Consider the following 25,069-nt stretch of genomic DNA (forward strand, 5'->3'; position numbering starts at 1 on the left):
CCTTAGAACCGTCCTGTCGTTCTGTAAAGGTCCCACGCGTACACGGCCATCATCGTTTTGGCATCGCTAATCCGGTTCTCGTCCATGAGCGCATAGGCTTCCTCCAGAGTTATTTCGGCAACTTCAAGGAATTCATCTTCGTCCAGCGCCATGTCCCCTGCTTCCAACTCTTCGGCAATGTAAAGATGAATGATCTCATCTGCGAACCCTGGTGAGGTGTAGAACGAACGCAAATGACGTAGCGACTTAGCCACATATCCTGTCTCTTCTCGCAATTCACGTGCTGCTGCCACTTCTGGCTCTTCTCCCGGATCCAGTTTTCCCGCAGGAATCTCTACTTCGGTGCGTCCCATCGCCTGACGATACTGATCTACAACAAGCATGCGATCTCCATTCAGGGCAAGTACAGCTACAGCGCCAGGGTGTCGGATAATCTCACGTGTAGCCGTCTGGCCGTTCGGCAGCTTAACCGTATCGACCTGAAGTGAGATCACTTTTCCCTCGAAGATTGGCTTGGTGGATACGGTCACTTCATCCAGCTTCGGATTGGCAGGTTGCGCCGCATGGATGGATTGGGCAGATTGGTTTGGTTTCATTCGTTCTTCAACTCCATATCGTAGGATTATATATAAATGGACTAAGAATATTTACACTAACCACTCCAATGACAGAACAACCCTTCGATCGCTGTTATCCCCAGATTTTTTTGATTTCTTTAACTAATAGATAAAATTTGGTGATAGCTTATGCTTACGATGCAGCTTTCTTTCAGAAAGCTTTTAGGCGAACGCTCCGCTTCTCTTGGTTATTTCTGTCCTCTCCGTTCTTGTGTAAAGGATTAGCTCAATTTATATATTGGTGAATGTATAATTTTCTGATTTTGGGCATATGGTGAGCGTATAGAATTCTCACAGCAAATATAAACGAATCAGGGGGACCTTCAATGAACAGTTATAAGACGCCTCAATCCGTACACGTAGTAGGACAAGCCCGGCAAGTGAAGCTCATACTCAAACAATGGTTGCGCGAGTGGGGCCCGGATGCCAAGTTAATCGATCTGCTCGCAGGACGTAAATAAACGAATCTTCTCCCATGAAATATAACATGAATTCACAAAAAGTCCGAATCCACAGACAGGGTTCGGACTTTTGTCTAAAAACATGTGAGGTAACACGTGCTCTATATTATTTCTTGTCTGCTGCTGTTTCCTGAATAATAGCCACAACCACCTGAGACAACTTCACAATATCTTCAGCACGAATGCGCTCTTTGGTTGTATGAATATCCTCATACCCTACCGCCAGGTTCACTGTCGGAATGTCGAATCCGTTAAAGATATTGGCATCACTGCCACCACCGGAAGCAAACGTACTTGTCTCCAGCCCCAGACTGCGAATGGCACGCTGCGCAAGTTGTACAACCTCATGTTCATCATGGAAACCAAATGCAGGATACAGGATCTCGCTTCTGAATTCAGCCGTTGCACCGTATTTGCGGCATGTCGTTTCCAGCGCTTCACGCATCTGTGCAACCTGCAATTCCACTTTCTCCTGTACAATACTGCGGGCTTCCGCCTCAATCTGTACAAAGTCACATACCACGTTGAGTGCTGATCCACCCTGGAATTTGCCAATGTTCGCGGTTGTCTCATCATCAATTCGTCCAAGCTTCATGGCTGCAATGGCTTTCGCTGCAACCTGTATGGCGCTGATCCCGTCTTCCGGGTTCACGCCCGCATGTGCGGACTTCCCATAGATGCTCATTTGAATTTCAGCTCTGGCCGGTGCAGCTACACAGATCGTGCCTACAGCACCATTGGAGTCAAGTGCATAACCAAACTCAGCATCGATATCCTTCGGATTCATGGCGCGCGCGCCTACCAGACCAGACTCTTCACCGACTGTAATAACCAATTGAATTTTGCCATGCGGAATGTTGTTTTCCTGGACCACACGAATCGCTTCGAACAACGCCGCAATCCCAGCCTTGTCATCTGCTCCAAGGATCGTTGTTCCATCACTGCGAATCCAGCCATCTTCACCCAGTTCAGGCTTAATTCCCTGTCCCGGCGTTACGGTGTCCATATGACATGTGAAAAAGATCGGTGCAACCCCTTCTGTTCCTTCGGCTTCCCAGGTAATGACGAGGTTTCCGGCGCCATGTCCGGTTTGCTCCATGGTGTCGTCCTCATAGACATGAAGCCCAAGATCTGTAAACTGCTCTTTTAACACCTTCGAGATGTTCTGTTCATTTTTCGTTTCACTATCAATCTGTACCAGTTCCATGAACTGATCGATAACACGTTGTTGTTTAATCATAGGACTTTCCTCCCTCTCGTGGATGCGGTACAATACAATTACTATGGCTTGTTTATTTTGTTGAAAGGAGTTCTCTCATCATGCAAAAAAAGAAATGGTTCAAAATCATCATCTATCTCATGCTGATCGCCATGATCGGGTCCACCCTTTTCATAGCTCTCGAACCGTTACTGTTCGGATAGCAACCTGAAGCCTTTCGATGGTCTGTTTACAGACGTTGAAGGGCTTCTTTTTCGGTGACCCAATTGATTTGATATGGAAAAATGCGATTAAAGTACGGAACAATCTCGCGCGCTACCTGTTCCACTACATAGGACTTACCCGTTATATCCTCCAGTGAGGTAACGCCATACTGCTCAATTCCACAAGGAACGATCCCCTGAAAACCAGCATGTTGAATGCCTGAGGTGATGTTAAAAGCAAACCCGTGACTGGTCACGAAACCGCGGCGGTGTTTACACCGATTAAATTTGATGCCGATCGCAGCAATCTTCATATCGCCAACCCACACACCGGTGTAACCCTCTTTGCGTCCGGCTTCAATGCCCTGGTCTGATAGATAATCCATAAGCACTTGCTCAAGTTTACGTAAATATGCGTGTAGATCCAAGTCTTCATCCCGACCAAGAACCAATAACGGGTAGCCTACCAACTGGCCCGGACCATGATAAGTAATATCACCGCCACGGTCAATTTGAAACAAAGATATCCCTTGCTCGCGCAACTCTTCCGGACTGAGAAGCAGATGCTCCGGATGATTTTGTGAGCCCATCGTATACGTTGGCGGGTGCTGTAAAAGCAGCATCTGCTCCGCTCCCTCGCCCTCGTCCAATCGCTGTACAATCGCTTTCTGGCGGTTCCAAGCCTCTTCATAATCAAGCATCGGTATGTATGCAACATCCAGCGGCTTGTTCATGATTTCCCCACACCCTTCTGCTTCATGTTCAATGTAAAATTGAGCACCTGTCCGTAGACAGCCGGAAAAGTGCACGGCCTGCGGCACATACACTTTCCCGTCCTTCATCTATTTACTTAATACACCTTGGTTTCCATGGTGTATCCTTCCAGATTTTCTTTGACACGTTGCAAGAAACGTCCGCTGATTACGCCATCCAGGATTCGATGATCCAGCGACAGACACAGGTTAGCCATCGAACGAACGGCGATCATATCATTAATCACCACTGGCTTTTTGACAATCGACTCGAATGTAAGAATCGCTGCCTGTGGGTAGTTAATGATCGGTTGGGACAGGATCGATCCGAATGAACCCGTGTTGTTCACTGTGAACGTACCACCCTGCATATGGTCCAGCTTCAATGTACCCTCGCGCGTTTTGCGAGCCAGCTCATCCACTTCACGAGCCAGACCTGCGATATTACGCTGATCGGCATGTTTGATTACCGGTGTCAGTACGGAATCTTCGGTCCCTACCGCCATGGACAAGTTAATGTCCCGTTTAACGATAATTTTATCGACTGCCCATACCGAGTTCATAATCGGGAAGTCTTTAATCGCGTTAACGACTCCCTTCATCATGAAGGAAAGATATGTCAGATTGATGCCTTCCTTACGCTTGAACTCATCCTTGAGTTTATTGCGCAGCATCACGAGATTTGTTACGTCTACTTCGATCATCGTCCATGCATGCGGGATTTCAGATACGCTCTGACGCATGTTTCGAGCAATGGCATTACGCACAGGGGTGACATCGATGAAATACTCCGATCTTCCCTGGCCGCCACCTTCCACTTCGATCTGTGGAATTTTCGGACTTTCGGTCAGATGAATGCCAGAATGTCTCACAGGAACACCCGCATCGGATGCTGAGATCGCTTCTCCCGCGGTTAAACCCATTTCACCATTTCCACGATTCACTCCGCTGAATGGAGAAGCAGACGGCACGCTAGAAGGCGCATGCTGTACAGCTGCAGATGATGCTTGTGCAGACGACCCAGCCGCGTTACCTCCTTGTGCAACAAATGTCAGCACATCTTTGCGGGTAATGCGGCCACCGGCACCGGTGCCTTGGATGCTTTGCAAGTTCAAGCCATGCTCAGCTGCCAAGGATTGCACTGCCGGGGAATACCGATTTCGCATCGGCTGGTTGGGGTCATGTGCTGCTGTATTTGAGGCGGCAACAGGAGTGTGGCTCGCATGTTGCTGCACTTGCTCCTGTTGCTGCGATACTTGTGTTACTTGCTCAGCCGCTTCTTCGTCGGAAGCTGCGACCTGCATGCGGCAGATTGCTTCACCAACAGCAATCGTTGTGCCCTCTTCCACCAAAAGGTCACCCATAATTCCATCCACAGTGGATGGAATCTCAGCATTGACTTTATCGGTAATTACTTCACAGATCGGCTCGTACTGTTCCACACGGTCGCCCGGTTTTTTCAACCATTTGCCTATGGTAGCCGAGACCAGCGATTCCGCCAATTGCGGCATAATGACCTCGATCCATTTCATACGTTCAGCCATTTGATTATCACTCCAAACTTTACTTTTAAAAAACGATCCAAAAAACGAAATTAAAACTCGGCCAGTGTACGCATTGCTGCTTTGGCTTTGTCCTTGCTCAGCATGTAGAATTTCTCCAATGTTGGGCTAATTGGCATAGCCGGCACGTCAGGTCCGCAAAGACGCTGAATCGGTGCATCCAGTTCAAACAGACATTCCTCACTAATAATCGCGGCAACTTCGGCACCTACACCACCCGTTTTGTTATCTTCGTGTACGATCAGCACTTTGCCTGTCAGACGAGCGGAAGCAATAATCGCTTCGCGATCCAACGGTTGCAATGTGCGCAAATCCAGAACGTGTGCTGTAATGCCTTCTTCACGTTCCAGCTCCTCAGCAGCCTGCATGACAAAATGCAATGGCTGACTGTAACCGATCACCGTAATATCCGCACCTTCACGAAGTACGTTGGCTTTACCAATCGGAACGATGTAATCATCTTCTGGCACATCTTCCTTGATAAGTTTGTAGCATTTTTTATTTTCAAAAAAGAGTACAGGGTCCGGATCTCGAATGGCCGCTTTAAGCAATCCCTTGGCATCGTATGCCGAGTAGGGAGCTATAATTTTCAGACCAGGTGTACCAAAGAAGATCGATTCCGGACATTGGGAGTGATACAACCCACCGAAGATCCCGCCACCAATCGGCGCACGGATAACAATTGGACAGCTCCAGTCATTGTTGGAACGATAGCGGATCTTGGCCGCTTCACTAATGATCTGGTTTGTTGCTGGCAGCATAAAGTCCGAATATTGCATTTCGGCAATCGGCTTCATGCCATACATCGCTGCACCAATGGCAACACCTGCAATAGCGGATTCAGACAATGGTGTGTCCATCACTCGCATTTCGCCAAACTGATCTTGCAACCCTTTGGTTGTGGTAAACACACCACCTTTGAGACCTACGTCTTCACCAAGGATAAAAACATTCTCATCCCGTTCCATCTCTTCTTTCATCGCGAGACGGATTGCATCAATATATTCCATCACTGCCATCCTTACCGTCCCCCTTCTTCGCTGTCCGCATAAACGTGCGTCAGAGTGTCCTCAGGTTTCGGATATGGCGCGTTGTCTGCATATTCAGTTGCTTCTTTCATTTCCAGCGCAAGCTGGGAAGCCAGATCCGCATCCCGGGCTTCATCCCAGATGCCACAATCAATCAAATAGTTTTTCATGCGAGGAACGCCATCTTTCTTCCAGTTCTCCTCCACTTCCTCTTTGGTCCGGTAAGCCAGATCATTGTCGGAGGTGGAATGAGGAGACAACCGATACATCATCGCTTCAATCAGTGTCGGGCCTTCTCCGGCAATAGCACGGCGACGTGCTTCCTTCACTGCAGCGTATACTTCCAATGCATCGTTACCATCTACACGCAGTCCGGGGAACCCGTATCCTTGTGCTCGATCGGATATTTTGCCGCTCAGCTGTTTGTGAATCGGTACCGAAATTGCATACTGATTGTTCTCACACATAATAATGACAGGTAATTTGTGCACACCTGCAAAGTTGGCTCCTTCGTGGAAGTCCCCCTGATTGCTTGATCCTTCACCAAACGTAACAAAAGAAACAAATTCTTGCTTCTTCATTTTGGCAGCGAGCGCAAAACCAACAGCGTGTGGAACTTGTGTTGTTACCGGGCTGGAACCCGTCACAATCCGCAGCTTTTTGTGACCGAAGTGACCCGGCATTTGCCGACCGCCACTATTCGGATCTTCTGCCTTCGCAAATGCAGACAACATCAACTCACGCGGAGTCATGCCTACCGCCAGTACAAAACCGTAATCGCGGTAATAAGGTAAATAATAATCGTGATCCCGATCCAGACCAAAAGCGGCGCCTACTTGCGCAGCTTCCTGTCCTACACCGGATACGTGAAAGTTAATTTTGCCGGCACGCTGCAAGAGTAAGCAACGCTCATCAAACTTGCGTGCGAGCAGCATGTATTTGTACATATCCAATACTTCACCATCGCTAAGTCCCAGCTGTTGATGCCTGTGGACCGCGTCTGCAGTACCTTTTGAACTCATATGAGGTACCTCCTTTTAATCAGAGCCTGTGCCATTCTTACCACCCGATCTTATAACCTGGTACTAAGACTTGGCTTAACCTTATTATAATCCCTTTTACCCAAAAAAGGAAAGGACCTTTCTCATAAGCCTGTTTGACTTATATTCCAATGGCCTTTCCATCGACCGCCAGCATGGCTTCACCCATGATTTCCGACAGAGAAGGGTGTGGATGGATGGTTTGTCCGACTTCCCAAGGTGTGGCATCCAGCATCTGAGCCAGTGAAGCTTCAGCGATCAACTCCGTCACATGGGTGCCAATCATATGTACCCCCAATATATCATTCGTCTTGGCATCTGCGATCACCTTCACGAATCCATCCCGACTTCCGTGAATAAGCGATTTGCCAATGGCCGAGAATGGGAACTTGCCTGTTTTAATGTCATAGCCACGTTCTTTGGCTTCACGCTCGGTGAATCCAATGCTGGCTGCTTCCGGGCGTGTGTACACACAGCGCGGGATACGGTGGGATTCTACGGCATGTACCGTTTCGCCCGCCAGATGTTCGACAGCGAGAATGCCTTCATGACTTGCGGCATGTGCAAGCTGTAGACCGCCGATGCAGTCACCAATAGCGTAGATGTGACCTTCACCGGTCTGTAACTGTTTGTTCACAGCGATGAACCCACGCTCCAGTTTGATATCTGTATTTTCGAGTCCGATATTTTCGACATTAGCCTGACGTCCAACCGACACGAGCATTTTCTCCGCTCTCAGCGTTTCCTGCTTATCTTCACCAAGCTGCACATCAATCTGGATGCCCTCTTGATCTGTGCTATATGTTTCCGTTAGAACAGTGGCACCTGTCAGGAAACGAACACCTCGTTTGCCGAGCAATCGCTGCATTTCTCTGGCAACATCCTCATCCTCGGCAGGCAACACGTGAGCAGCTGCTTCTACTACTGTGATGTCTACGCCAAAGTCATTCAGCATGGATGCCCACTCCAGTCCAATCACACCCCCACCGACAATGATGAGTGATGCAGGAAGTTCATCCATACGCAGTGCTTCGTCACTGCTCATAATGAACTTGCCGTCCGGTTCCAGGCCCGGCAGCACACGTGGACGTGAACCGGTAGCAATAATCAGATTGGTTGGCACAACCGTATCCATCTCGCCATCTTCGAACTCTACAGCAACCGCTCCGCTCTGTGGGGAGAAGATGGATGGTCCGATGACGCGACCTTTCGCGTGTACAACCTGGATTTTATTTTTTTTCATCAAATATTGAACGCCCTGATGGAGCTGTTCGACAATTGCATCCTTTCGCGCCTGTACTTTGGGAAATACAAGGGTGGCTCCAGCTGTCTCGATACCATACGTCTCGCTCTCCTGGATCTCGGCGTATACTTCCGCGCTTTTCAGCAGAGCCTTACTCGGAATACAGCCACGATGCAGACAGGTTCCGCCAAGCTTATCCTTCTCAATAATAACGACCTGTTTCCCCAGCTGTGCAGCCCGGATCGCGGCTACATATCCACCGGTCCCTCCTCCAAGTATTGCAACATCACATGTAATTGGCATCTCTCATGCTCTCCTCTATGAATCAAATTTCAATATGATTTATTAAAATGATGATGGCTTGAATCATGGTTTGGCTTATACCCTCTATCTACCATTGTACTCTCCTTGAGCGGTCAACTCAAAGTTTGAGCCAATCACACATGGACAGCCTATGCATTCCAAGCTATGATGGAATCAGGTATGATCTGTAAGCGTAACCTTTATTTAATGTCGACTTTGGCAGAAAGGGTATATTGCTCATGAATACAAGATTAGTCTTTGCCCGATTTTTGGCGATTGTTGTTCTGGTCATTCCCGGTTTAATGGCAATGAAGGGTTTTCTGATGATGAAAGATGCCCTGTTCCTATATTATGCCGAGCACGGGAACGAACTGATCTCACCAGGTTTCCAGTGGCTTTCCTTTGCTGGTGGACTTGTCCTTTTTGCGGCAGGTATGAGTTTTCTGGGAGGCTGGATCCTGTTCCGTGACCGCAAGCGTAATTATGTAGGTCCCCGTTTCCGGTCCAAAAGTGTATCTGAAAAAGCAGAGACGCCCGGAAGGACTCCATGAGTCCGGGCTTTTTGTGTGTTTATACAATATACCTACAACTTTACATAGACGGGATGGATCATCATGGTATCATTTCTAATCACGTTACAACGATTGCTCAAAGGCATTTTTCATGCGTTCAAAGACCCCAAGTTTCTGGCTCTGTTCGCGTTAACCGCAGCAACGTTGCTGTCAGGCACTTTGTTTTACACTCGTGTTGAAGGTCTGCACTGGATCGATGCGTTATACTTCTGTGCGGTTACTTTGACTACAGTGGGACATCCTGATTTTGTGCCATCCACCGGATTCAGCAAAGCCTTTACCGTGATCTACATGTTTGCAGGCATTGGTCTCACCTTTGCCATGATTGCCAGAATTACAGCAGGTATTCTATTCCCTCGCAAATTAAAGACAGAAGAGGACCCGGAGTAACCCCCGGGTCATTCGTATAAAGCATCCCGCAGTTTGGTAGACATACGTGATTCTTTGGAAGAAGACTTCAAAATCGTTCTGCGTAACGTCAGGTTACTTGCCTGAAGTCGCTCCGCTTCTGCGAACAGTTCTGCAAATAAGGCCTGAGCCGTTTCATCCAGAGACACCTGCTCTTTCAAGCTTTCATACCGCTCTTGAAGTGATGTTAATGCTTCACTCATCTTAAACACCTCTTTTCCATAACTCCTATTAACAGCTGCCGGAACCAATAACTTAACAATCCATATAGTAACACAAAGCTGTACAGATTAGTTCTGGCTCTTTCCAAAGATTTTGTGGTACTCTGTAAAGGTCGCTTTTTTTGTTGAATCCCGTATGTGAGAGGAGTAGCAGCACCGTGCAAACAGGACGTATTACCGTAATTACTGGGCCTATGTTCAGTGAAAAATCCGGTGAACTCATTCGCCGTTGTCAGAAATTAATACAATTTGGCCGTAAAAAGGTTGTGGCCTACAAACCAGCCGAGGATGATCGATTTGCCCAGGACGAGATCGTGAGCCGAATTGGTTATCGATTACATGCTCACTCTATTCCCCGGCAATTAACCCCGGAATCCGTAGAAATGATCCTGAACCAAACTATAGATGCTGATGTTGTTGCATTTGATGAAGTACAATTTTTCAGCAGTGCCATTATGGAACTCGTATCGGAGCTAGCCTATTGTGGCAAACATGTTATTGTGGATGGACTTAATATGGATTACCGTGGTAAGGAATTCGGATATGTCGGCGGTTTGCTCGCCATGGCAGATGACATTGAGAAACTCTCGGCTTTCTGTGCCGTATGTGGTAGCCCGGATGCTGCCTTTACGCAACGTATCGTCAATGGGGAACCCGTTACCTTGGGTCCGGTTGTTATGATTGGCGATTCAGAAGCTTACGAGCCACGCTGTCGTTGCTGCTTCATTCCTCCTCACAAAGTTGAATGCTCATCATAATTTCTAAGAGATCTCTGAGATCCTCGAAAAAGCCCTTTCGGGCTTTTTTTGTTTGTTGTAATGAACAATTACAAAAAAAAGCACCGCTTTGCAGCGATGCTTCCAGGCTCACTTCCCGCTAGTCCCGGGAAACAAAATATTTGTTGGTCATGTAGTAAGCGTCACCACGCGACGTTTCCACCATTCCTTTTTTAGCATCCAAAAATACAATCTCTTTACACTTTGTGCAGTACCATTTCGTGCGCTTATATGGAGATTCCGTCACGTAAGCCGTGCCGCATTTACAATCAATCTTCATTAATAACTCGGTTGATTTATAAGCACTGGACAGGCGCTCCAGGTTATCCTGCTGCTGTGTAGGCATAATGGTCTGCTGATAATCCGATAAATGATTCTGAACCTTGAAATCTGCTACCAATCCTGCATTCAATCCAAAAAACTCCTTGCCGATTTCGGTCACGAAGCGCTTCTCATTTCTGTAGCAATCCAGCCACTCAATAATCTGCTTATTAGACAGTGGAACCGTACCCTTGATACCGCTGTTTAAGGTGTAGGTCATGATGTATAAAGTATCGTCTTGTCTACCTGAGTACATTAGAATCCTCCTTCGAATACATTTGCTAATGTACTACAAAAACGCGCATAAATCAAAGAATTGTTATTTCCTGAGCGCATCTCTTCTTATTAAATGGGGAACATTCCTCGTTCATCCGCCAAAGTCTTACAGGAACTGCATACACCTGAAACATTTCCCTGTGGAGCCGCATAATGCACAACCGATTTAACATTTTTCTTGCATATGGAACAGTAGTGCCTCCTTTCCTTTTTTGGGGTGTAGTCCGATAGCTTCACTACGTTTTTGTTCAGTCGGAATCGGCGTAAGAAGCCCGGCCATTTCATCTCGCTTCACTCTTTCTTGTTCGCCTACTTTTGTAGTCGTTTTTTTACTCTGGGCTAAAAATCATCGCGCCTTTTTTTATGTATACGATTCCAAGTTGTGCATGCCTATCTCATAATCTATTCGACGTTTTGAGCGTTTTTCCTGTTTTTAATCTCTACACATATAAAAAAAACCGACATAACCTGCTTTTCTTACTTTCGGAAGAACAGCATTTTAGTCGGTTAGAGCCTTATTTATAAAAAGTTCCCAGAACGTCCAGCTCTGGTGAGCGCTCAATTCGAAAAGGATAAATATATCCCTGATTCATTCGGGTAAACTTGCGACTCCACAGGTCCAGTCCGGATGTGAACTGATAGGCCTGGTATATAAACTTGGAGCAGTAATTGCGCTCAATACTGCGCAGATTGGTCTGCAAACGATAGAATTTGACCTGTTTGTAATGGTCCTGTACCCACCCGGCTGCCTTCATGCCGGCCTCATTCAGTCTGGAACGGAATACGATGAAACGATCTCCTTCATAGAAACGGGTGAGATACCAATCTAATGAGTCAGCAAATACAGGCCCATAAGGGTGCACATGATACACTTTGCCATCGAGTCCAATAATGCCCATATGCCCGGCGTAATAGGTGGATTCCGAGCTTGGTGTGTACACGATATCCCCTGGCTCCAACTTCATCTCGCCCAATGCGTTGATAGGTAAATCCTGTTGTATCCGTTTGGCTGCTGAACGTTCACGCCGCCCTTCAACCAACAAGCGATGAAGCGCACCGGCAAGTGCGAGATACATTTCGGACCATTTGATCTTTTTCTTATCAGGTCGTTTGAACCACCGCTGAATGAAGGTGAAACCTCGTTGTGGTTGTGAACCCTTTTTCATACGCTGCACTCTACTCTCATCTATTTATTGTATCTATATAAGTTGAATTAAAGTTTATTTACACTGACACTACGATGACAGAACAATCTTCCAATCGCTGTTATCCCCAGATTTTTTCGATTCCCTTTTTCTTAAGGGAAAATCCGGTGATAAAGGCGACCGCTTCGCTTTTTCAGATTTTTTCTGTCCTCTCCGTTATCGTGTAAATGATTATTTCAACTTATATAGTGTCATTCTACAGTTTCTCAGCCTTATTATAGATATTTGGTGATTCATGTTCAATTCTAAGCGTGTTCTATCTTGTGCCAATTATGCCTTCTTATTACCCATTTTATGCAAAAAAGATGACTTCGGAATGAACCCAAAGTCATCTTAATCGTATCCAAATACAGACTTTTATTCTTCTACAACACCAAGTGCTTTATTTTTCTCCTTAAAGCGGCTGTTATGGGAAGAAACATAAGCCACTTTCTCCGCTTCAGGGTCCATGTAAAGCTTCGCACTGTTTACCGCTAGGGCTGCATCCGTGAAAGTACCCGCAATCAGGTACAGCTTGCTACCATAATCTACAAAATCGCCTGCGCCAAATACGCCAGGAATATTCGTTTGCAATCTATCCGTCGTAGTCACATGCCATTCACCAAGATCAAGTCCCCAATCACGGATTGGACCAAAATCACTCTTCATGCCATGGTTTACGATGACAGCATCCACTTCAAGCAGTTCAGTTTCACCTGTGTCCACGTGTGAAATGGTCACCTGCTCAATCACATCGCCGCTCAAACTATGCAGTGTCTCTACCGCATAAGGTGTCCGGATATCTACAGAGGATTCTCTCATGCGCAGTACATTACGCTCCAGCCCGCCAAAGCGGTCACGACGATGCACAACCGTAACTTTCTCTGCCAGTGCTTCCAGTTCATTCGCCCAGTCTACAGCAGAGTCGCCTCCACCTGAGATCAGCACCCGCTTACCACGGAATGGCTCGAGTTCCTGCACCGTATAGTGCAGATTGCTCACCTCATAACGATCTGCACCTTCAAGCTCCAGCTTGGCCATTTTATATATACCATAACCGATTGCCAAAATGACAGTACGTGTCCAGTGTTGTTCACCTGTTGCAGAAGTTAACAGAATCGTGCCATCAGGTTGACGCTCGAATCCTTCGATCTGTTGTTCAAATACAAGGGTTGGCTCGAAAGTTCGTGCCTGTTCTTCCAATTGTTTAATCAGATCCTCACACAGAATTGGCGTCACACCTCCAACATCCCAGATCATTTTCTCCGGATAAAAGAGCATGCGACCGCCCAATCTGTCACGTGCCTCAATCAACTTGGTCTTCATATCCCGCATGCCGCTATAAAAGGCAGAGTACATACCCGCTGGGCCACCGCCGATAATGGTTACATCATAAAGTTCCAACTGCTGATTCATATTGAAAATACCTCCGTTAATTCGATCCAGAACATCGAGTATTTGATATCGATTCTCATTATCACTTAAATCCTAGTGTAATGGTAATCTTATCAAATTACAATGACTAAAAAACAAACTTTTCTTGTACAAAACTTCTACGAAACAAGTTCCTTCTTAACTATTGTGCTCTTGGAGCCGCCAACAGCTTTTCTACGACAAAATCAAGCTGTTTATTGATTGAATAAATATCCGAATAATAGAAGAAATCAAAATCAATCTCAATCAACCGACCTTCTTTGATCGCAGGGATGCTGCTCCATATTGGATTATCCGTCAAGTTATCTGCCCCTTCATACACCGAGCGAAAGACATAGTCCCCGATATATTCAGGAAGGACTTCCATGGAAATGGTGGAACCTGCTGCGTCCGAAACCACATCAATTTTCTTCTGTACGACTTCAGGTGCTTTCATCCCCAAGTACTCATATACCGCCTGAGATCCCCGGCCAAATTGCTTGCTCTCTACAATGACCATACCTTTCAAACCGCCCTCCACAATAGAGATTGTTTTGTCCAATATGCCTGCATCTGCAAGAGTCTTCTTACTCTCTTCAACTTTGGTGTTGAGATTAGTGATTAACGTCTCAGCTTCCTGCTCTTTGCCAAAAATGCTCGCTATACTATGGAGTCTTTCTTCTGTAGACAATTTCTCATACGGAATATATACCGTAGGTGCGATATCTTTTAATAACGTATACGTCTCTTCTGAAGGAACAATGATCAGATCCGGATCAAGATCAATAACAGCTTCAGGATTCGGTTCAAACCAGGTACCCAGTGCGTTTACACCTTCAAGCTCACTCTTGTATGCAGCCCCGTCATATACATCTGAGGTAGCGATTGGCTTAACTCCAAGTGCGACGACATCCCCCTGGAGATACAATACAACAACCCGTTTGGGATTGGCTGGAACAACCACGTCACCCTTAACCGTTGAGACGGTGCGTGTTTCATTGTCTTTGTTCGTCTGACTTCCTGTGTCTGATGACACTGCCGTACTGCTGTTATTGGAACTGGCACCCGTTCCTTCGCCAGCTGCTGGTGTTGTTGTTGCTGTACCTGAAGAGCAGGCTGCGAGGAGCATCGTTATGCTCAATAATGCAACCATGATCATACTGGAACTTGTTTTTCTTCTTTTCATTGATGTAGACCCTCCGTCTATATATTGATAATGATTCTCATAATCAATATATCCCGACTTCCATCTCCGGCCAATGGACGATTCAGAGATTTGCAATGGACGATCCTCTCTTCGCGACTCTTCTCTCATCTTTCGTTGGTATAGAATCGGAGAGATCCCTACATGTTTTTTGAAGATACGACTAAAATAATACACATCCGAATAACCCACTTCTGCTGCAATTTCACTCAGCGTTGCATCCGATCGCAAAAGGAGATTGCGAGCCTTAGCGATTCGAGTCTGAATTAAATAATCAATGGGACTGTAACCCGTCTGTCGTTTGAATTGCATGGATAAATGCCGGGAGCTGTAGTTGAACTGTTCAGCCAGGAAATCAAGCGTGACCTGTTCCCTATAATGGTTCTGGATATAACGAAGTGTTTGTTTCACCGGATCAGCAAGCTCTGTTTTGATCTCCTGCTCTGCCAATTGAACCATCATTTCATGAATGAATTGGTAAAATAAACTTTTCGTATGAAGCAGATCCAGACTGCCAGATTGTACCCACGCACCCTCAAGCTCATCAAGGTAACGTAACAACCCAAGTGGGCTACTTGGCGTAAATCCATATTGCAAAGAGAACGGTGCAACCTCTGGCTGTGCCAATAACCACTTTTTGCGATAACTAGGAAAGGCAAGGAATGCTCTGTAATACAGCAGAATATATTCAAAATCTTCGTTGGTTTGAATATCCAGTGAAGATCCTTTCGCCCCATGAAGCATGTAAAATCGCTCTGCCTTGTAGGTTTGTCCATCCAATTGAAGTTGAGCCGTTCCTCGAATCGTATATATAAAACCATTTGCCGGAAGTGTATAGGCATCCAGTTGCGCTCCCGCCTCCATAACGATCCGGCGTATATCCAGAACCTTAACAGCGGCATGATTCCAGCATTTCATTTGTTCGTCTAATTGCATTGAATACTCTCCAATCCCAGCCTCACCCGGAACAAAGACCTTTACAAGGTCATCATTCTGCCACACATCCTACTACATATGAATAGCAGAGGTTCACTAATATATATTCATTATAGATGATAATAATTTTCATTATCAACTGTAATTTAGACTGGAAATGGATTTCATCTTATCAAGCACACACTATGTTTATTTTTGTTCAGAGATCTTCGTAAACCACGTGGCCAATTCCTCGGTCTGATCCAATGTTGCAATCGGGTCAAAGTACCATGAACGATCCGGGCTCCAGATAAACACTCGATCAATTTTAACCGCATCCAGTGAACTCCAGACCGGTTTGGCTTTCAACTCTTCGAGGGTCAGATTATCTGCTGTTAGAATAATGTAGTCTCCGGCAAATTCAGGAATCGCTTCCGATGAAACTTCAACCAGTTGATCCTTCATTAAGATCTCTTTTTTATCTGCAGGAGGATTCAAACCAAGCGCGCTATAGACTGCCTGACCTCCCCGACCAAAATTATCACCAAAGGCCAACGGTGCTTTATCATAGAACTGCATGACCGACACCTCGGCCTGCGGATCAATTGCCTCACCAACACGTTTCTTGGCATCTGCAATTCTTGCGTCATAATCGGTTAACCATGCCTCAGATTCTTTTTCTTTATTTAGCACTTCACCGAAATAGGCAATTTCTTCGTGGGTGTTTTTCAATTCGCCATAAGGTACAACCAAGGTAGGTGCAATCTTGCTAAAGGAATCAAATAAATCAGGATTACCTGTTACAATGAGATCCGGTTCAAGTTCCAACACCTTTTCGAGAGAAATGGTTTCATATTCACCAATATTCTGCACACCCTCAAGTGATTCGATAAAATAAGGATTCTTCAGGTTCATCTCGGGTGTACCCACAGGCTTGATCCCCAGGGCGATCAGACTTCCCAGATACAAGTCAACCACAATCCGTTTAGGTTCAGCAGGGATTGTAATATCTCCCTTCACCGTTGAAATTGTACGTGGTTCAGATGTTTTGGTTTGATTTTCCGCTGTTACTGTGTTCGTTGAACTTGACGCACTTTTGCTTCCGGATGCATCCCCGCTCGAATTACTGGCAACACCTGTTGAGCAGGCACTTAGCAGTAACGTAAGACTTAGTAAAATACTAAGCAGCATTCCCGTTCTTGTCTGTCTGTTCATATTTATTGACCCTCCATGCTTATATTGATAATGATTATCACCATCACTATAAACATACCTTCCACTTCCGCCTCTGAAAATGTCATTTCGAGCCACGCCTGATGTCAGATCAGGCCAATACAGAGGTGCTGAGGTCTTTTCTTTGAATTGCAAAGGAGAAAGACCCGTATGTTTCTTGAACATACGTCCCAAATAGTATCCATCAGGATAACCAATGCCTGCTGCGATCTCATCCAACGTGGCGTCCGTTTGCAGCAACATCTCCTTGGCTTTGAACAAACGAAACTGAATCAGATAATCGATGGGACTATATCCCGTCGACTGCTTGAACTTTCGTGACAAACTCCTTGGGCTGGAGCCGATCATTTCTGCCAAAGCATGCAGTGTAAGCGGCTTGGTGTAGGAGGACTCTATAATTTCAATGACTTTGCTCACCTGATCCACAATACTCGGATAGTGATTGTATGCACGAGGAATCTGTGATGATATCTGCTCCACAAAGGGATAGAACAAACTCTTGGCATGAAAGTGCTGAATGGGGTTCTTTTGATCCCACAAAAAGTGCATCTGCTTCAATTGCTCATATAGAATGGTTGGTGTATCGGGGCTAAACCCATAGTTCAATTGGAACGGATTGGTACGCTCCATTAACCTTCCCAGATCATTTCTCCCGCCACTGGGCAGGTTCGCTTTGTACATCAAGTAATATAGGCGCAATCCGGATTCGCCTGCTCGAATCACCAACTTACTCCCTTTTCCCCCATGGAAAATATAAAAGCGACTCACTTCATATGTTTGATTGTCAATCGTCACTCCAGCATCACCCTGAATGGTGAATACAAAGGTACTTGTCGGAAATTTGTATTTCATCTCTTCATATGCCTCTAATTCATTGAAACGGATATCTGTTATACTCACCGCAGCATAGTTCCAGAGGATATAATAATCATTCCACATTTTGCTAACCCATCTCCGTCTACATAGATTGTGTCTGAACTTCCACTCACTTATTGATAACCATTATCAATTATTATGATGAAGTACGCAATACAACCGACGTAAAATGAATCCATTGCGAGGAAACAAGAGCTATTCAAATCTTTCTCTTAACATCCGATATATGTAAATAGAACCATGATAAAGCGGAGAAGGAGAACAGAGGATATGAATTCAATCTCATCTGCAACCAAAAGCAGTTTCACTCCCGGGAATCAAGTCTCCAATCGGGATAAAGAAATTCAGGGACTCATGCAGCAGAAGATCCGGCTCAATGAAGAAATGCAAGGTGTAAAAACCAATGACGAGTTGGATACCAAAACCAAAGCTCAGCGAATAAAATCCTTAACAAGCTCCATTTCCCAGATCGACAGCCAGATTGCCCAAATTAAAGCTGAAGAATTGCAAGAAAAGAACAAATTAAGACAGCCCGAAAAGGCTCAACAGCAACAACCCAAACCAACCGACGAGACACAAGCCTCTTCACTGGATCACCTAATTAAACATAGTCAGACTTATGATCAATTGGGTAAGCTGGTCGGTTTGCGTGATCGCATGCAGAGCTCCATTCAGACCTGCGAAGGAGAAACTCGCTTCGACCGACTCGTCCTGGAGATCAATGCAGACAAAGATGCAGGCAAATCAATGATGCTGGAAAATGCAGAGCGCACCGTCTTTCAGGCAAAGCGAGAAATAGTTCAAGACGTCAACTCCCAGTTGAATAAGGTTAATCAGAAGATTGGGGAACTCGTAGAAGAGCTCCATCAGCCCGCACCTCAAGAAAAGGTACAACCTCCTATCTCTGTAGCAACTGGGAAAGAAGATCAGGAAGTAAATGAAGGAAAGAAAACGGAAAGTAAGGAGCTCCCATCTGACGGTGGAACCACAGATCAGGAATCAGGAAATGGTCCGCAAACTCCGGCTTCTGCATCTCCTGCTACTTCATATCCATCCGTCGATATTCGAATCTGAGTACCCTTTGCTCTGCCATACTTATATGTATACATAATGGGGTTGAAGTATTTTCGCAACACAGCACTCAACTGGCATCACATAATAGATAAACCGCTATTACAGGTGACTAACTCCTGATAAGTAGCGGTTTTTCTTGTATCTTTAACGTTAGTAGTTGTAGCTCCTATGAGTATTTCTTATGTCTAGCACGGAGTAGTGGCGGTATCATTTGCACAGATGATGCTGCCGGCAATCGCTTTACAACCTTTTTTGATTCGTGTGGCCTCATCGATAATCTGATCTATGTTTTCATATTTTTGCTTGCTGTTGGTTACAACGGCGATCGATACCGACACGAGAGGAATGGGTCTATTCAGCCCGGAACGTCCTTCCCCCAGAACATATTGATGACGCCAATCATGTTCGTTGTAGAACGTCTTCTTCATTTCCTCAAAGCCTGAGATGACTTCCTCGCTTATATCCTTGTAATCATGGTGATTCAGAATCACAATAAAGTCATCACCACCGATGTGTCCAAGAAAACCTTCAGGGAAAACAAAAAGTTTGCGAAGCAAATTAGCTGTCGCCTGAATAAGCTGATCTCCCATTTTGAAGCCGTAACTATCATTGTAGGATTTGAATTGATCGAGATCGACGTACAGAACGCTAAATTGGTCCAACTGAAGAGCCTGAGACAGCCTATCATCTATGATATGGTTTCCTGGAAGGCCTGTTAGCGGGTTCATAAAAATCGCCATTTCAGCCCGTACATCAGCAACAGCAAGCAGCAAACGGCGAATACTCACAGCTCCAAAGAAACTGTCACCGGATGTGACCAGCACAAGGTCATATATTTCCCCTTCATCTCGGTCCATGGCGAGAACACTTACATCTGTAATCTGTTCCGAATAATCTACCACCAGTGCCTGCGTGTTCATCACGAGTTCTACAGGACGTCCCATATACAGATTATATCCATACTGTGTGCCAATCTGCTGAAAGAATCGGGGTCGCATCATTAACGACACCCCCTTCTCCCCCATAACAGCTATACCTTCCAGATGAGGATTGGACTTGAAAAGATGATATACGATATCGCATTTTGTATCAGATCGTACTACAGGAATTGGTTCAGCAATCTCGCCTATTTGCGTAAACATACTATTCTACTCCTCTATTCGTAGCATCTAATCCATACTTACAAATATATATGTAGGTCTTTATCAATGGTCACATCGTACCACTTTCTACTTGAAAAAGCGTTAACTGAAGGTAAAAGTTTATAAAAGATAATTTTCACCACATGATTCTGTGATATTTCGTTATGCAAAAATACCGTCATGTACTGGATATTATAAATCCAATAAATGACGGTATTCGTTGGCCTATATTACAGAAGTTTATCGGCATGAAATGAACGAATTCAGATATAGGCCGCCAAAATTCATTTGGCTAGAACCTATCCTGAAACCAAACTATACTTGCCAGCTCACTACTCCTGACCCTTTCAGCTTACCTTATGCTCAATTCTCAGCTTGTCAGCGACCATCGCGATGAACTCGCTATTTGTTGGTTTCGACTTGCTGATATTGATCGTATAGCCAAACAAGTGGCTGATGCTGTCGATGTTACCACGAGTCCATGCCACTTCAATCGCATGACGGATCGCACGTTCGACGCGGGACGGCGTCGTTTTGAATTTTTCGGCAATGGCCGGATACAATGTTTTGGTGATGGCTCCCAAAATTTCGATATTGTTATACACCATCGTAATCGCTTCGCGCAAATACTGATATCCCTTAATATGCGCAGGAACGCCGATTTCATGTATGATGGACGTAATGCTGGCATCCAGATTTTTGTGTTTGCCCATTGGCACAACATTGGATTTCATAAACATGGATGATCCGCTGCTTGTGGACATTGCCGTCTGTGTTCCGACCAGTTGACGCACACGATTTGCGAGCACTTCCATGTCAAACGGCTTAAGAATGTAATAGGAAGCTCCGAGTTGCACGGCACGCTGTGTGATATTCTCTTGTCCGAATGCCGTAAGCATAATGACTTTAGGCTGTGGAGACAGGTTCAGGTCGCGCAAGCGCTCAAGTACGCCCAGTCCATCCAGATGAGGCATGATAATATCCAGAATCAATACATCCGGAACATCTCGAGTTTGCTCCAGCAATTGCAGTACTTCTTCTCCATTGTATGCAATACCGGTTACTTCCATATCTTCCTGTTCAGATATATATTCGGCAAGCAAATTCGTAAATTCACGATTATCATCGGCCAGCAATACCTCAATTTTTTGCAAAACGGTATCCTCCTTTAAATTAAACATCGTTTCGTACATTTCCTTACAGGTTAAATTTTCGACACAGCAAGTTAAATTCCTCCTGTCGAAAATTATTTTTCTTTATTTTTTTTTCTTGATCCTATATAATAAATAATTTATTTCATTATCCGATATATTATGTTTGCTTTCGACAAAAAAGAACCTCAGGGCTGTTTAGCCAGCCTTGAGGTTCTTATCGTTTTCCTTTTTCATCATAACGCCAGCATCTTGTAACATCCATTCAATGAAGCAACCGTAACCCGATTTCGGATCATTGACAAATACATGAGTAACCGCACCAATCAATTTACCATTTTGCACAATAGGACTGCCACTCATACCTTGAACAATGCCTCCGGTCTTATCCAGCAATTTCGGGTCCGTGATTCGAAGTACCAGACCTTTGGTCGCTGGCTCGGATTGATCTGCCACATGAACAATGTCAATCGAGAAGCGTTCAACTTGTTGACCGTCAACCACGGTAAGTATTTCGGCCGGTCCTTCCTTTACTTCATGAGAAAAAGCGACGGGAATGCCTTTCGAGTACAAACTGTGCTCAGGATTTCCGGACATTTTACCAAAGATGCCAAAAGCCGTATTGCGTTCAATATTGCCCAAAATCTTGCTTTCCTTGAGGAAATGAGCACGTTTTTCACCCGGATCACCGGTCTCGCTCTTCGAAATTGACGTTACATTGGACTGAACGATCTGACCACTACCCACAACAATAGATGTCTGTGTGTTCATATCTGTTATGACATGGCCGAGTGCGCCATATACGCCCTGATCGGGAGCATAGAAGGTAAGTGTCCCAACACCAGCAGCGGAATCACGAATGTACAAGCCAAGCCTCCACGCTTGATCTTCAGAGTCGTAAGCAGGAGTTAATCGAGTCTTGACCGTTTCCTTACCACGTTTCAATACCACATCGATGCCTTTTTTACTTTTGCCTGCAAGTTCAACGGCTTCGGAGACACCTGCCACGCCATCCAGACGTTTCCCATCCATATGCGTAATCAGATCTCCGAGCTTAATGCCCGCTGTTTCTCCGGGCGATACGCGCTCATCCTGTCCGGAACGGACCAGATGATGGCCGACAACCAGAATGCCTGCCGATTTAACCTTGACGCCAATGGTTTGACCCCCGGGTACAACACGCAAATCCGGAATCACATTCACATGCACTGTTTTCACCGGAATTTTACCCCACAACTTTAACGTTAATTTGGCATGTCCCGTTTGTTGGGGGTGAAGATGCAAAGGTTGTTGCCTGGTAACATGCATCGCTGCCTGATCATCCAAACCAACAATATCAGGACGATCTACAACGGCGCTTGAAGCAGCAGGTACAGCGAGCCGGACATCCGCTTGCCTGCCAGCAAACACCTGTAATTCATCCGGCAGTGAAGCATAACTTTGCACAGGCTGAATGGCCTGGCTAATCACACAAAGAAAGAAGGCAAATAAAAGACCTAGCAATTTCTTCCTGAGGGGGGGATTCAATGGCTGTCACACTCCCTTTGCTTCTTTCGCTTGACGAAAGGTGGTCGCCAATTGCGTACCTTTAAGATAACCTCGCCCCCAGGCTTTTATTACTGTCAAACATTACGCCAGCCGTTCGTTTAACCCTTTTTTGGCTTCCGCCAAATTCAGCATTTCCTGTGCATGATGCAGCGTTTTTTCTGTAATTTCCACACCGCCCAGCATACGTGCCAATTCCTTCACTCTGCCTTCGTCTGACAGCGATTCCACCTGTGTCATCGTTCGTCCATCGTAAACATGTTTCTCGATGAGGTACTGATGATCTGCCATACAAGCCACTTGTGGTAAGTGAGTTATTGAGAAAACCTGACAGGTCGAAGACAAACGGAACAGTTTTTCCGCAATGGATTGAGCTGCTCTACCGCTAACTCCTGTATCAACTTCATCAAAAATCAACACAGGTATCCGGTCATGTCGTGCAAAGATACTCTTCATCGCCAGCATCATTCTCGACAACTCACCACCTGAAGCAATCTTGCCCAGTGGTCGCAGTGGCTCACCAGGGTTGGGTGAGATCAGGAATTCCGCATTGTCCGCACCATGACGATTCAGACGAATACGGCGTCCATTCCATTCAATGCCCTTCGGATCTTCGAATGGAGTAATCTGAACACGAAGTGTGGTTCGCTCCATCTGTAGATCCTTGAGCTCACTTTCCACCTGAGCAGCAAGTTCCTCTGCACATTGTTTGCGAACCTTGCTGAGTTCTTCGGCAGACTCCATCACAAGGTTAAGCATTTTGTCACGTTCAGCTCGCAATTTCTCCAGCCGTTCGTCCTTGTTCTCCAGTTGGTCGGTTTCATGGCTAATCTGATCATAATAACTCAGAATAAGTTCCACACTGTCTCCGTATTTCCGTCTGAGGCCAGAAATCAGATTCAGCCTTTGCTCCACTTCTTCCAGCCTAGCCGGATTAAATTCAATCTTCTCCCGGTAATCCCTTAACTGGAATGTCGCATCTTCCAATTGATAAAATGCCGATTGCAACTGCTCTACAATCGGTTGCAGACCTTTGCTATCGTAGCCAGAGATATCTTCAATTCTAGAAAGAGCAATGCTAACAGCTTCAAGCCCGCGTTGACCACTGAGCAGATCATATGCACCAGCAACACTGTCCATCATTTTCTCACTATGGGATAGTTTGACCCGTTCTTCCCCGAGTAATTCATCCTCACCTCGTGTAAGGCCTGCGGCTGCGATCTCTTCAAGCTGAAAGCGATACATGTCCAAGAGTTGATATGCACGCTGACTGGACTCCTGAAGCGCACGCAGTTCTTTTTCCGCCGTGATAAACTTGCTGTAGCGCTCCTGGTACTTCGCTTTGATCGGTCCGATGACTTCCGAGCCATAGGTGTCAAGAAGCCCCAGATGGCTCTCAGCTCTCAGCAGACTCTGATGTTCATGTTGTCCATGGATATTGATCAGCTTCTCGCCTACTTCCCGCAGCATGGTCAGATTGACCAATTGCCCGTTAATGCGGGATGTACTCTTTCCCTGTGTATTCAGCTCACGCCGAATAACCAAATGCTCTTCCGGCTCACAGTGAATACCAAGCTTCTCTAATGTTTGCCATACCGGATGACTCTGCTCCATCTCGAACAAGGCCTCCATCTCTGCCTTCTCACATCCGTACCGGATCAGATCCGCTGAACTGCGCCCACCGGCAATTAAGCCAAGTGCATCTATAATAATCGACTTCCCCGCACCCGTTTCCCCTGAAAGTACATGGAATCCTGGATGGAATACAACGTCCACTTCTTCCACCACAGCCAGATTGCGAATCGATAAAGTAACTAACATCTGCAAAAACACCTCCGGATGACTAACTCAGAAATTATGCTTTTGAACCATTGCTTTAAGCAATATAACCCATGATGCGTTCAATAACGGTCACACTGTTACCTTCAGTCCGGCAGATAATGAGGATGGTGTCATCTCCACAGATCGTGCCCATGACTTCATTCCACTCAATATTATCAAGTAAAGCTGCAATGGAGTTGGCTGTTCCCGGCAAACATTTCATCACAACCAGATTGTTCGTGTGATCAATGTGCAGGAAGTTGTCCACGAGTGCACGCTTCAACTTTTGAATCGGATTATATCGTTGATCTGTCGGTAAAGAGTACTTGTACCGTCCGTCATCCATCGGTATCTTGATTAACAGAAGTTCCTTGATATCCCGGGATACCGTCGCCTGAGTCACCTGAAAACCTGATTGGCGCAATGATTCAACCAGATCATCCTGGGTCTCAATTTCATTTTGACTAATGATTTCACGAATCTTGATGTGTCTTTGTCCTTTCATACAT

General features: G+C 45.7%; 24 protein-coding genes. 6 read left to right on the plus strand and 18 right to left on the minus strand.

Features of this window, described 5'->3' with window-relative positions:
• Positions 1-2: 2 nt before the first annotated feature.
• Positions 3-596 (minus strand): NUDIX hydrolase, encoded by a 594-nt coding sequence (locus MHI06_RS18915; protein WP_051447058.1) that lies wholly within the window; start codon positions 594-596, stop codon positions 3-5.
• A gap of 347 nt (positions 597-943) precedes the next feature.
• Between MHI06_RS18915 and mciZ the strand changes: the two genes are divergently transcribed.
• A complete protein-coding gene (mciZ, locus tag MHI06_RS18920) occupies positions 944-1,078 on the plus strand; it encodes a Z-ring formation inhibitor MciZ (RefSeq protein ID WP_264927672.1) in 135 nt (44 codons plus the stop codon).
• Positions 1,079-1,184: 106 nt separating this feature from the next.
• On the opposite strand, the gene MHI06_RS18925 is transcribed toward mciZ, so the two are convergent.
• Entirely contained in the window at positions 1,185-2,318 is a 1,134-nt protein-coding gene (locus tag MHI06_RS18925) for a M20/M25/M40 family metallo-hydrolase (protein ID WP_340398748.1), read from the minus strand.
• An 80-nt stretch (positions 2,319-2,398) separates the two neighbouring features.
• On the opposite strand from MHI06_RS18925, the gene prli42 reads away from it, so the two are divergent.
• A complete protein-coding gene (gene prli42, locus MHI06_RS18930) occupies positions 2,399-2,500 on the plus strand; it encodes a stressosome-associated protein Prli42 (protein ID WP_017687624.1) in 102 nt (33 codons plus the stop codon).
• A 26-nt stretch (positions 2,501-2,526) separates the two neighbouring features.
• Here prli42 and lipB read toward each other — a convergent pair whose 3' ends face one another.
• From lipB to lpdA, 5 genes are all read right to left on the minus strand, one after another.
• The gene (gene lipB / locus MHI06_RS18935) at positions 2,527-3,234 is read right to left on the minus strand and encodes a lipoyl(octanoyl) transferase LipB (protein ID WP_340402150.1); all 708 of its coding nucleotides are present in this window, start codon (positions 3,232-3,234) and stop codon (positions 2,527-2,529) included.
• 116 nt (positions 3,235-3,350) lie between these two features.
• Positions 3,351-4,796, minus strand: coding sequence for a dihydrolipoamide acetyltransferase family protein (locus MHI06_RS18940; protein ID WP_340398749.1), 1,446 nt, complete (start codon positions 4,794-4,796; stop codon positions 3,351-3,353).
• Positions 4,797-4,846: 50 nt separating this feature from the next.
• Complete coding sequence (locus tag MHI06_RS18945; RefSeq protein WP_017687621.1) at positions 4,847-5,833, minus strand: alpha-ketoacid dehydrogenase subunit beta; 987 nt, start codon at positions 5,831-5,833, stop codon at positions 4,847-4,849.
• A 2-nt stretch (positions 5,834-5,835) separates the two neighbouring features.
• Complete coding sequence (locus tag MHI06_RS18950) at positions 5,836-6,864, minus strand: thiamine pyrophosphate-dependent dehydrogenase E1 component subunit alpha (RefSeq protein ID WP_169482025.1); 1,029 nt, start codon at positions 6,862-6,864, stop codon at positions 5,836-5,838.
• Positions 6,865-7,003: 139 nt separating this feature from the next.
• The gene (gene lpdA, locus MHI06_RS18955; RefSeq protein WP_340398750.1) at positions 7,004-8,428 is read right to left on the minus strand and encodes a dihydrolipoyl dehydrogenase; all 1,425 of its coding nucleotides are present in this window, start codon (positions 8,426-8,428) and stop codon (positions 7,004-7,006) included.
• A gap of 239 nt (positions 8,429-8,667) precedes the next feature.
• On the opposite strand from lpdA, the gene MHI06_RS18960 reads away from it, so the two are divergent.
• Positions 8,668-8,979 (plus strand): DUF2627 domain-containing protein, encoded by a 312-nt coding sequence (locus tag MHI06_RS18960; protein ID WP_169482023.1) that lies wholly within the window; start codon positions 8,668-8,670, stop codon positions 8,977-8,979.
• A gap of 63 nt (positions 8,980-9,042) precedes the next feature.
• Complete coding sequence (locus tag MHI06_RS18965) at positions 9,043-9,390, plus strand: potassium channel family protein (protein WP_062835249.1); 348 nt, start codon at positions 9,043-9,045, stop codon at positions 9,388-9,390.
• 8 nt (positions 9,391-9,398) lie between these two features.
• On the opposite strand, the gene MHI06_RS18970 is transcribed toward MHI06_RS18965, so the two are convergent.
• Positions 9,399-9,611, minus strand: coding sequence for a hypothetical protein (locus tag MHI06_RS18970; protein WP_169482022.1), 213 nt, complete (start codon positions 9,609-9,611; stop codon positions 9,399-9,401).
• A gap of 176 nt (positions 9,612-9,787) precedes the next feature.
• Here MHI06_RS18970 and MHI06_RS18975 point away from each other — a divergent pair, with 176 nt between their 5' ends.
• Positions 9,788-10,387: a thymidine kinase gene (locus tag MHI06_RS18975; protein WP_169482021.1), complete on the plus strand. Its 600-nt coding sequence runs from the start codon at positions 9,788-9,790 to the stop codon at positions 10,385-10,387.
• Positions 10,388-10,505: 118 nt separating this feature from the next.
• Here MHI06_RS18975 and MHI06_RS18980 read toward each other — a convergent pair whose 3' ends face one another.
• The 5 genes from MHI06_RS18980 to MHI06_RS19000 all read right to left on the minus strand — a co-directional run bounded on the left by MHI06_RS18980 (position 10,506) and on the right by MHI06_RS19000 (position 17,890).
• Positions 10,506-10,982: a hypothetical protein gene (locus MHI06_RS18980; RefSeq protein WP_017687614.1), complete on the minus strand. Its 477-nt coding sequence runs from the start codon at positions 10,980-10,982 to the stop codon at positions 10,506-10,508.
• A 535-nt stretch (positions 10,983-11,517) separates the two neighbouring features.
• Positions 11,518-12,168, minus strand: coding sequence for a hypothetical protein (locus MHI06_RS18985; protein WP_340398751.1), 651 nt, complete (start codon positions 12,166-12,168; stop codon positions 11,518-11,520).
• Between the two features lie 396 nt (positions 12,169-12,564).
• The gene (locus MHI06_RS18990; protein ID WP_169482019.1) at positions 12,565-13,602 is read right to left on the minus strand and encodes an NAD(P)/FAD-dependent oxidoreductase; all 1,038 of its coding nucleotides are present in this window, start codon (positions 13,600-13,602) and stop codon (positions 12,565-12,567) included.
• Positions 13,603-13,762: 160 nt separating this feature from the next.
• A complete protein-coding gene (locus MHI06_RS18995; RefSeq protein ID WP_340398752.1) occupies positions 13,763-15,739 on the minus strand; it encodes an AraC family transcriptional regulator in 1,977 nt (658 codons plus the stop codon).
• 189 nt (positions 15,740-15,928) lie between these two features.
• Positions 15,929-17,890: an AraC family transcriptional regulator gene (locus MHI06_RS19000; protein ID WP_340398753.1), complete on the minus strand. Its 1,962-nt coding sequence runs from the start codon at positions 17,888-17,890 to the stop codon at positions 15,929-15,931.
• A gap of 207 nt (positions 17,891-18,097) precedes the next feature.
• Between MHI06_RS19000 and MHI06_RS19005 the strand changes: the two genes are divergently transcribed.
• Positions 18,098-18,901, plus strand: a complete 804-nt coding sequence (locus MHI06_RS19005; RefSeq protein WP_340398754.1) for a hypothetical protein — start codon at positions 18,098-18,100, stop codon at positions 18,899-18,901.
• 185 nt (positions 18,902-19,086) lie between these two features.
• Here MHI06_RS19005 and MHI06_RS19010 read toward each other — a convergent pair whose 3' ends face one another.
• The 5 genes from MHI06_RS19010 to argR all read right to left on the minus strand — a co-directional run bounded on the left by MHI06_RS19010 (position 19,087) and on the right by argR (position 25,065).
• Positions 19,087-20,043, minus strand: a complete 957-nt coding sequence (locus MHI06_RS19010) for a GGDEF domain-containing protein (RefSeq protein ID WP_340398755.1) — start codon at positions 20,041-20,043, stop codon at positions 19,087-19,089.
• Between the two features lie 347 nt (positions 20,044-20,390).
• Entirely contained in the window at positions 20,391-21,197 is an 807-nt protein-coding gene (gene spo0A / locus MHI06_RS19015; RefSeq protein WP_253438786.1) for a sporulation transcription factor Spo0A, read from the minus strand.
• Positions 21,198-21,392: 195 nt separating this feature from the next.
• On the minus strand, positions 21,393-22,721 hold the full coding sequence (spoIVB, locus tag MHI06_RS19020; protein WP_340398756.1) for a SpoIVB peptidase: 1,329 nt from the start codon (positions 22,719-22,721) through the stop codon (positions 21,393-21,395).
• A 102-nt stretch (positions 22,722-22,823) separates the two neighbouring features.
• A complete protein-coding gene (recN, locus tag MHI06_RS19025; protein WP_340398757.1) occupies positions 22,824-24,560 on the minus strand; it encodes a DNA repair protein RecN in 1,737 nt (578 codons plus the stop codon).
• A 55-nt stretch (positions 24,561-24,615) separates the two neighbouring features.
• Positions 24,616-25,065 carry a transcriptional regulator ArgR gene (argR, locus tag MHI06_RS19030; RefSeq protein ID WP_169482013.1) on the minus strand — a complete coding sequence of 150 codons (450 nt, stop codon included), beginning with the start codon at positions 25,063-25,065 and terminating at the stop codon, positions 24,616-24,618.
• Positions 25,066-25,069 lie beyond the last annotated feature (4 nt).

Origin of the sequence: Paenibacillus sp. FSL H8-0079, assembly GCF_037991315.1 — a bacterium.
Classification (GTDB): Bacteria; Bacillota; Bacilli; order Paenibacillales; family Paenibacillaceae; genus Paenibacillus.

Excerpts from the sequence above, each read along its gene's own strand:
- MHI06_RS18915 (WP_051447058.1), bottom strand. The coding sequence starts at position 596 with ATGAAACCAAACCAATCTGCCCAATCCATCCATGCGGCGCAACCTGCC.
- mciZ (WP_264927672.1), top strand. The coding sequence starts at position 944 with ATGAACAGTTATAAGACGCCTCAATCCGTACACGTAGTAGGACAAGCC.
- MHI06_RS18925 (WP_340398748.1), bottom strand. The coding sequence starts at position 2,318 with ATGATTAAACAACAACGTGTTATCGATCAGTTCATGGAACTGGTACAG.
- prli42 (WP_017687624.1), top strand. The coding sequence starts at position 2,399 with ATGCAAAAAAAGAAATGGTTCAAAATCATCATCTATCTCATGCTGATC.
- lipB (WP_340402150.1), bottom strand. The coding sequence starts at position 3,234 with ATGAACAAGCCGCTGGATGTTGCATACATACCGATGCTTGATTATGAA.
- MHI06_RS18940 (WP_340398749.1), bottom strand. The coding sequence starts at position 4,796 with ATGGCTGAACGTATGAAATGGATCGAGGTCATTATGCCGCAATTGGCG.
- MHI06_RS18945 (WP_017687621.1), bottom strand. The coding sequence starts at position 5,833 with ATGGCAGTGATGGAATATATTGATGCAATCCGTCTCGCGATGAAAGAA.
- MHI06_RS18950 (WP_169482025.1), bottom strand. The coding sequence starts at position 6,864 with ATGAGTTCAAAAGGTACTGCAGACGCGGTCCACAGGCATCAACAGCTG.
- lpdA (WP_340398750.1), bottom strand. The coding sequence starts at position 8,428 with ATGCCAATTACATGTGATGTTGCAATACTTGGAGGAGGGACCGGTGGA.
- MHI06_RS18960 (WP_169482023.1), top strand. The coding sequence starts at position 8,668 with ATGAATACAAGATTAGTCTTTGCCCGATTTTTGGCGATTGTTGTTCTG.
- MHI06_RS18965 (WP_062835249.1), top strand. The coding sequence starts at position 9,043 with ATGGTATCATTTCTAATCACGTTACAACGATTGCTCAAAGGCATTTTT.
- MHI06_RS18970 (WP_169482022.1), bottom strand. The coding sequence starts at position 9,611 with ATGAGTGAAGCATTAACATCACTTCAAGAGCGGTATGAAAGCTTGAAA.
- MHI06_RS18980 (WP_017687614.1), bottom strand. The coding sequence starts at position 10,982 with ATGTACTCAGGTAGACAAGACGATACTTTATACATCATGACCTACACC.
- MHI06_RS18985 (WP_340398751.1), bottom strand. The coding sequence starts at position 12,168 with ATGAAAAAGGGTTCACAACCACAACGAGGTTTCACCTTCATTCAGCGG.
- MHI06_RS18990 (WP_169482019.1), bottom strand. The coding sequence starts at position 13,602 with ATGAATCAGCAGTTGGAACTTTATGATGTAACCATTATCGGCGGTGGC.
- MHI06_RS18995 (WP_340398752.1), bottom strand. The coding sequence starts at position 15,739 with ATGCAATTAGACGAACAAATGAAATGCTGGAATCATGCCGCTGTTAAG.
- MHI06_RS19000 (WP_340398753.1), bottom strand. The coding sequence starts at position 17,890 with ATGTGGAATGATTATTATATCCTCTGGAACTATGCTGCGGTGAGTATA.
- MHI06_RS19005 (WP_340398754.1), top strand. The coding sequence starts at position 18,098 with ATGAATTCAATCTCATCTGCAACCAAAAGCAGTTTCACTCCCGGGAAT.
- MHI06_RS19010 (WP_340398755.1), bottom strand. The coding sequence starts at position 20,043 with ATGTTTACGCAAATAGGCGAGATTGCTGAACCAATTCCTGTAGTACGA.
- recN (WP_340398757.1), bottom strand. The coding sequence starts at position 24,560 with ATGTTAGTTACTTTATCGATTCGCAATCTGGCTGTGGTGGAAGAAGTG.
- argR (WP_169482013.1), bottom strand. The coding sequence starts at position 25,065 with ATGAAAGGACAAAGACACATCAAGATTCGTGAAATCATTAGTCAAAAT.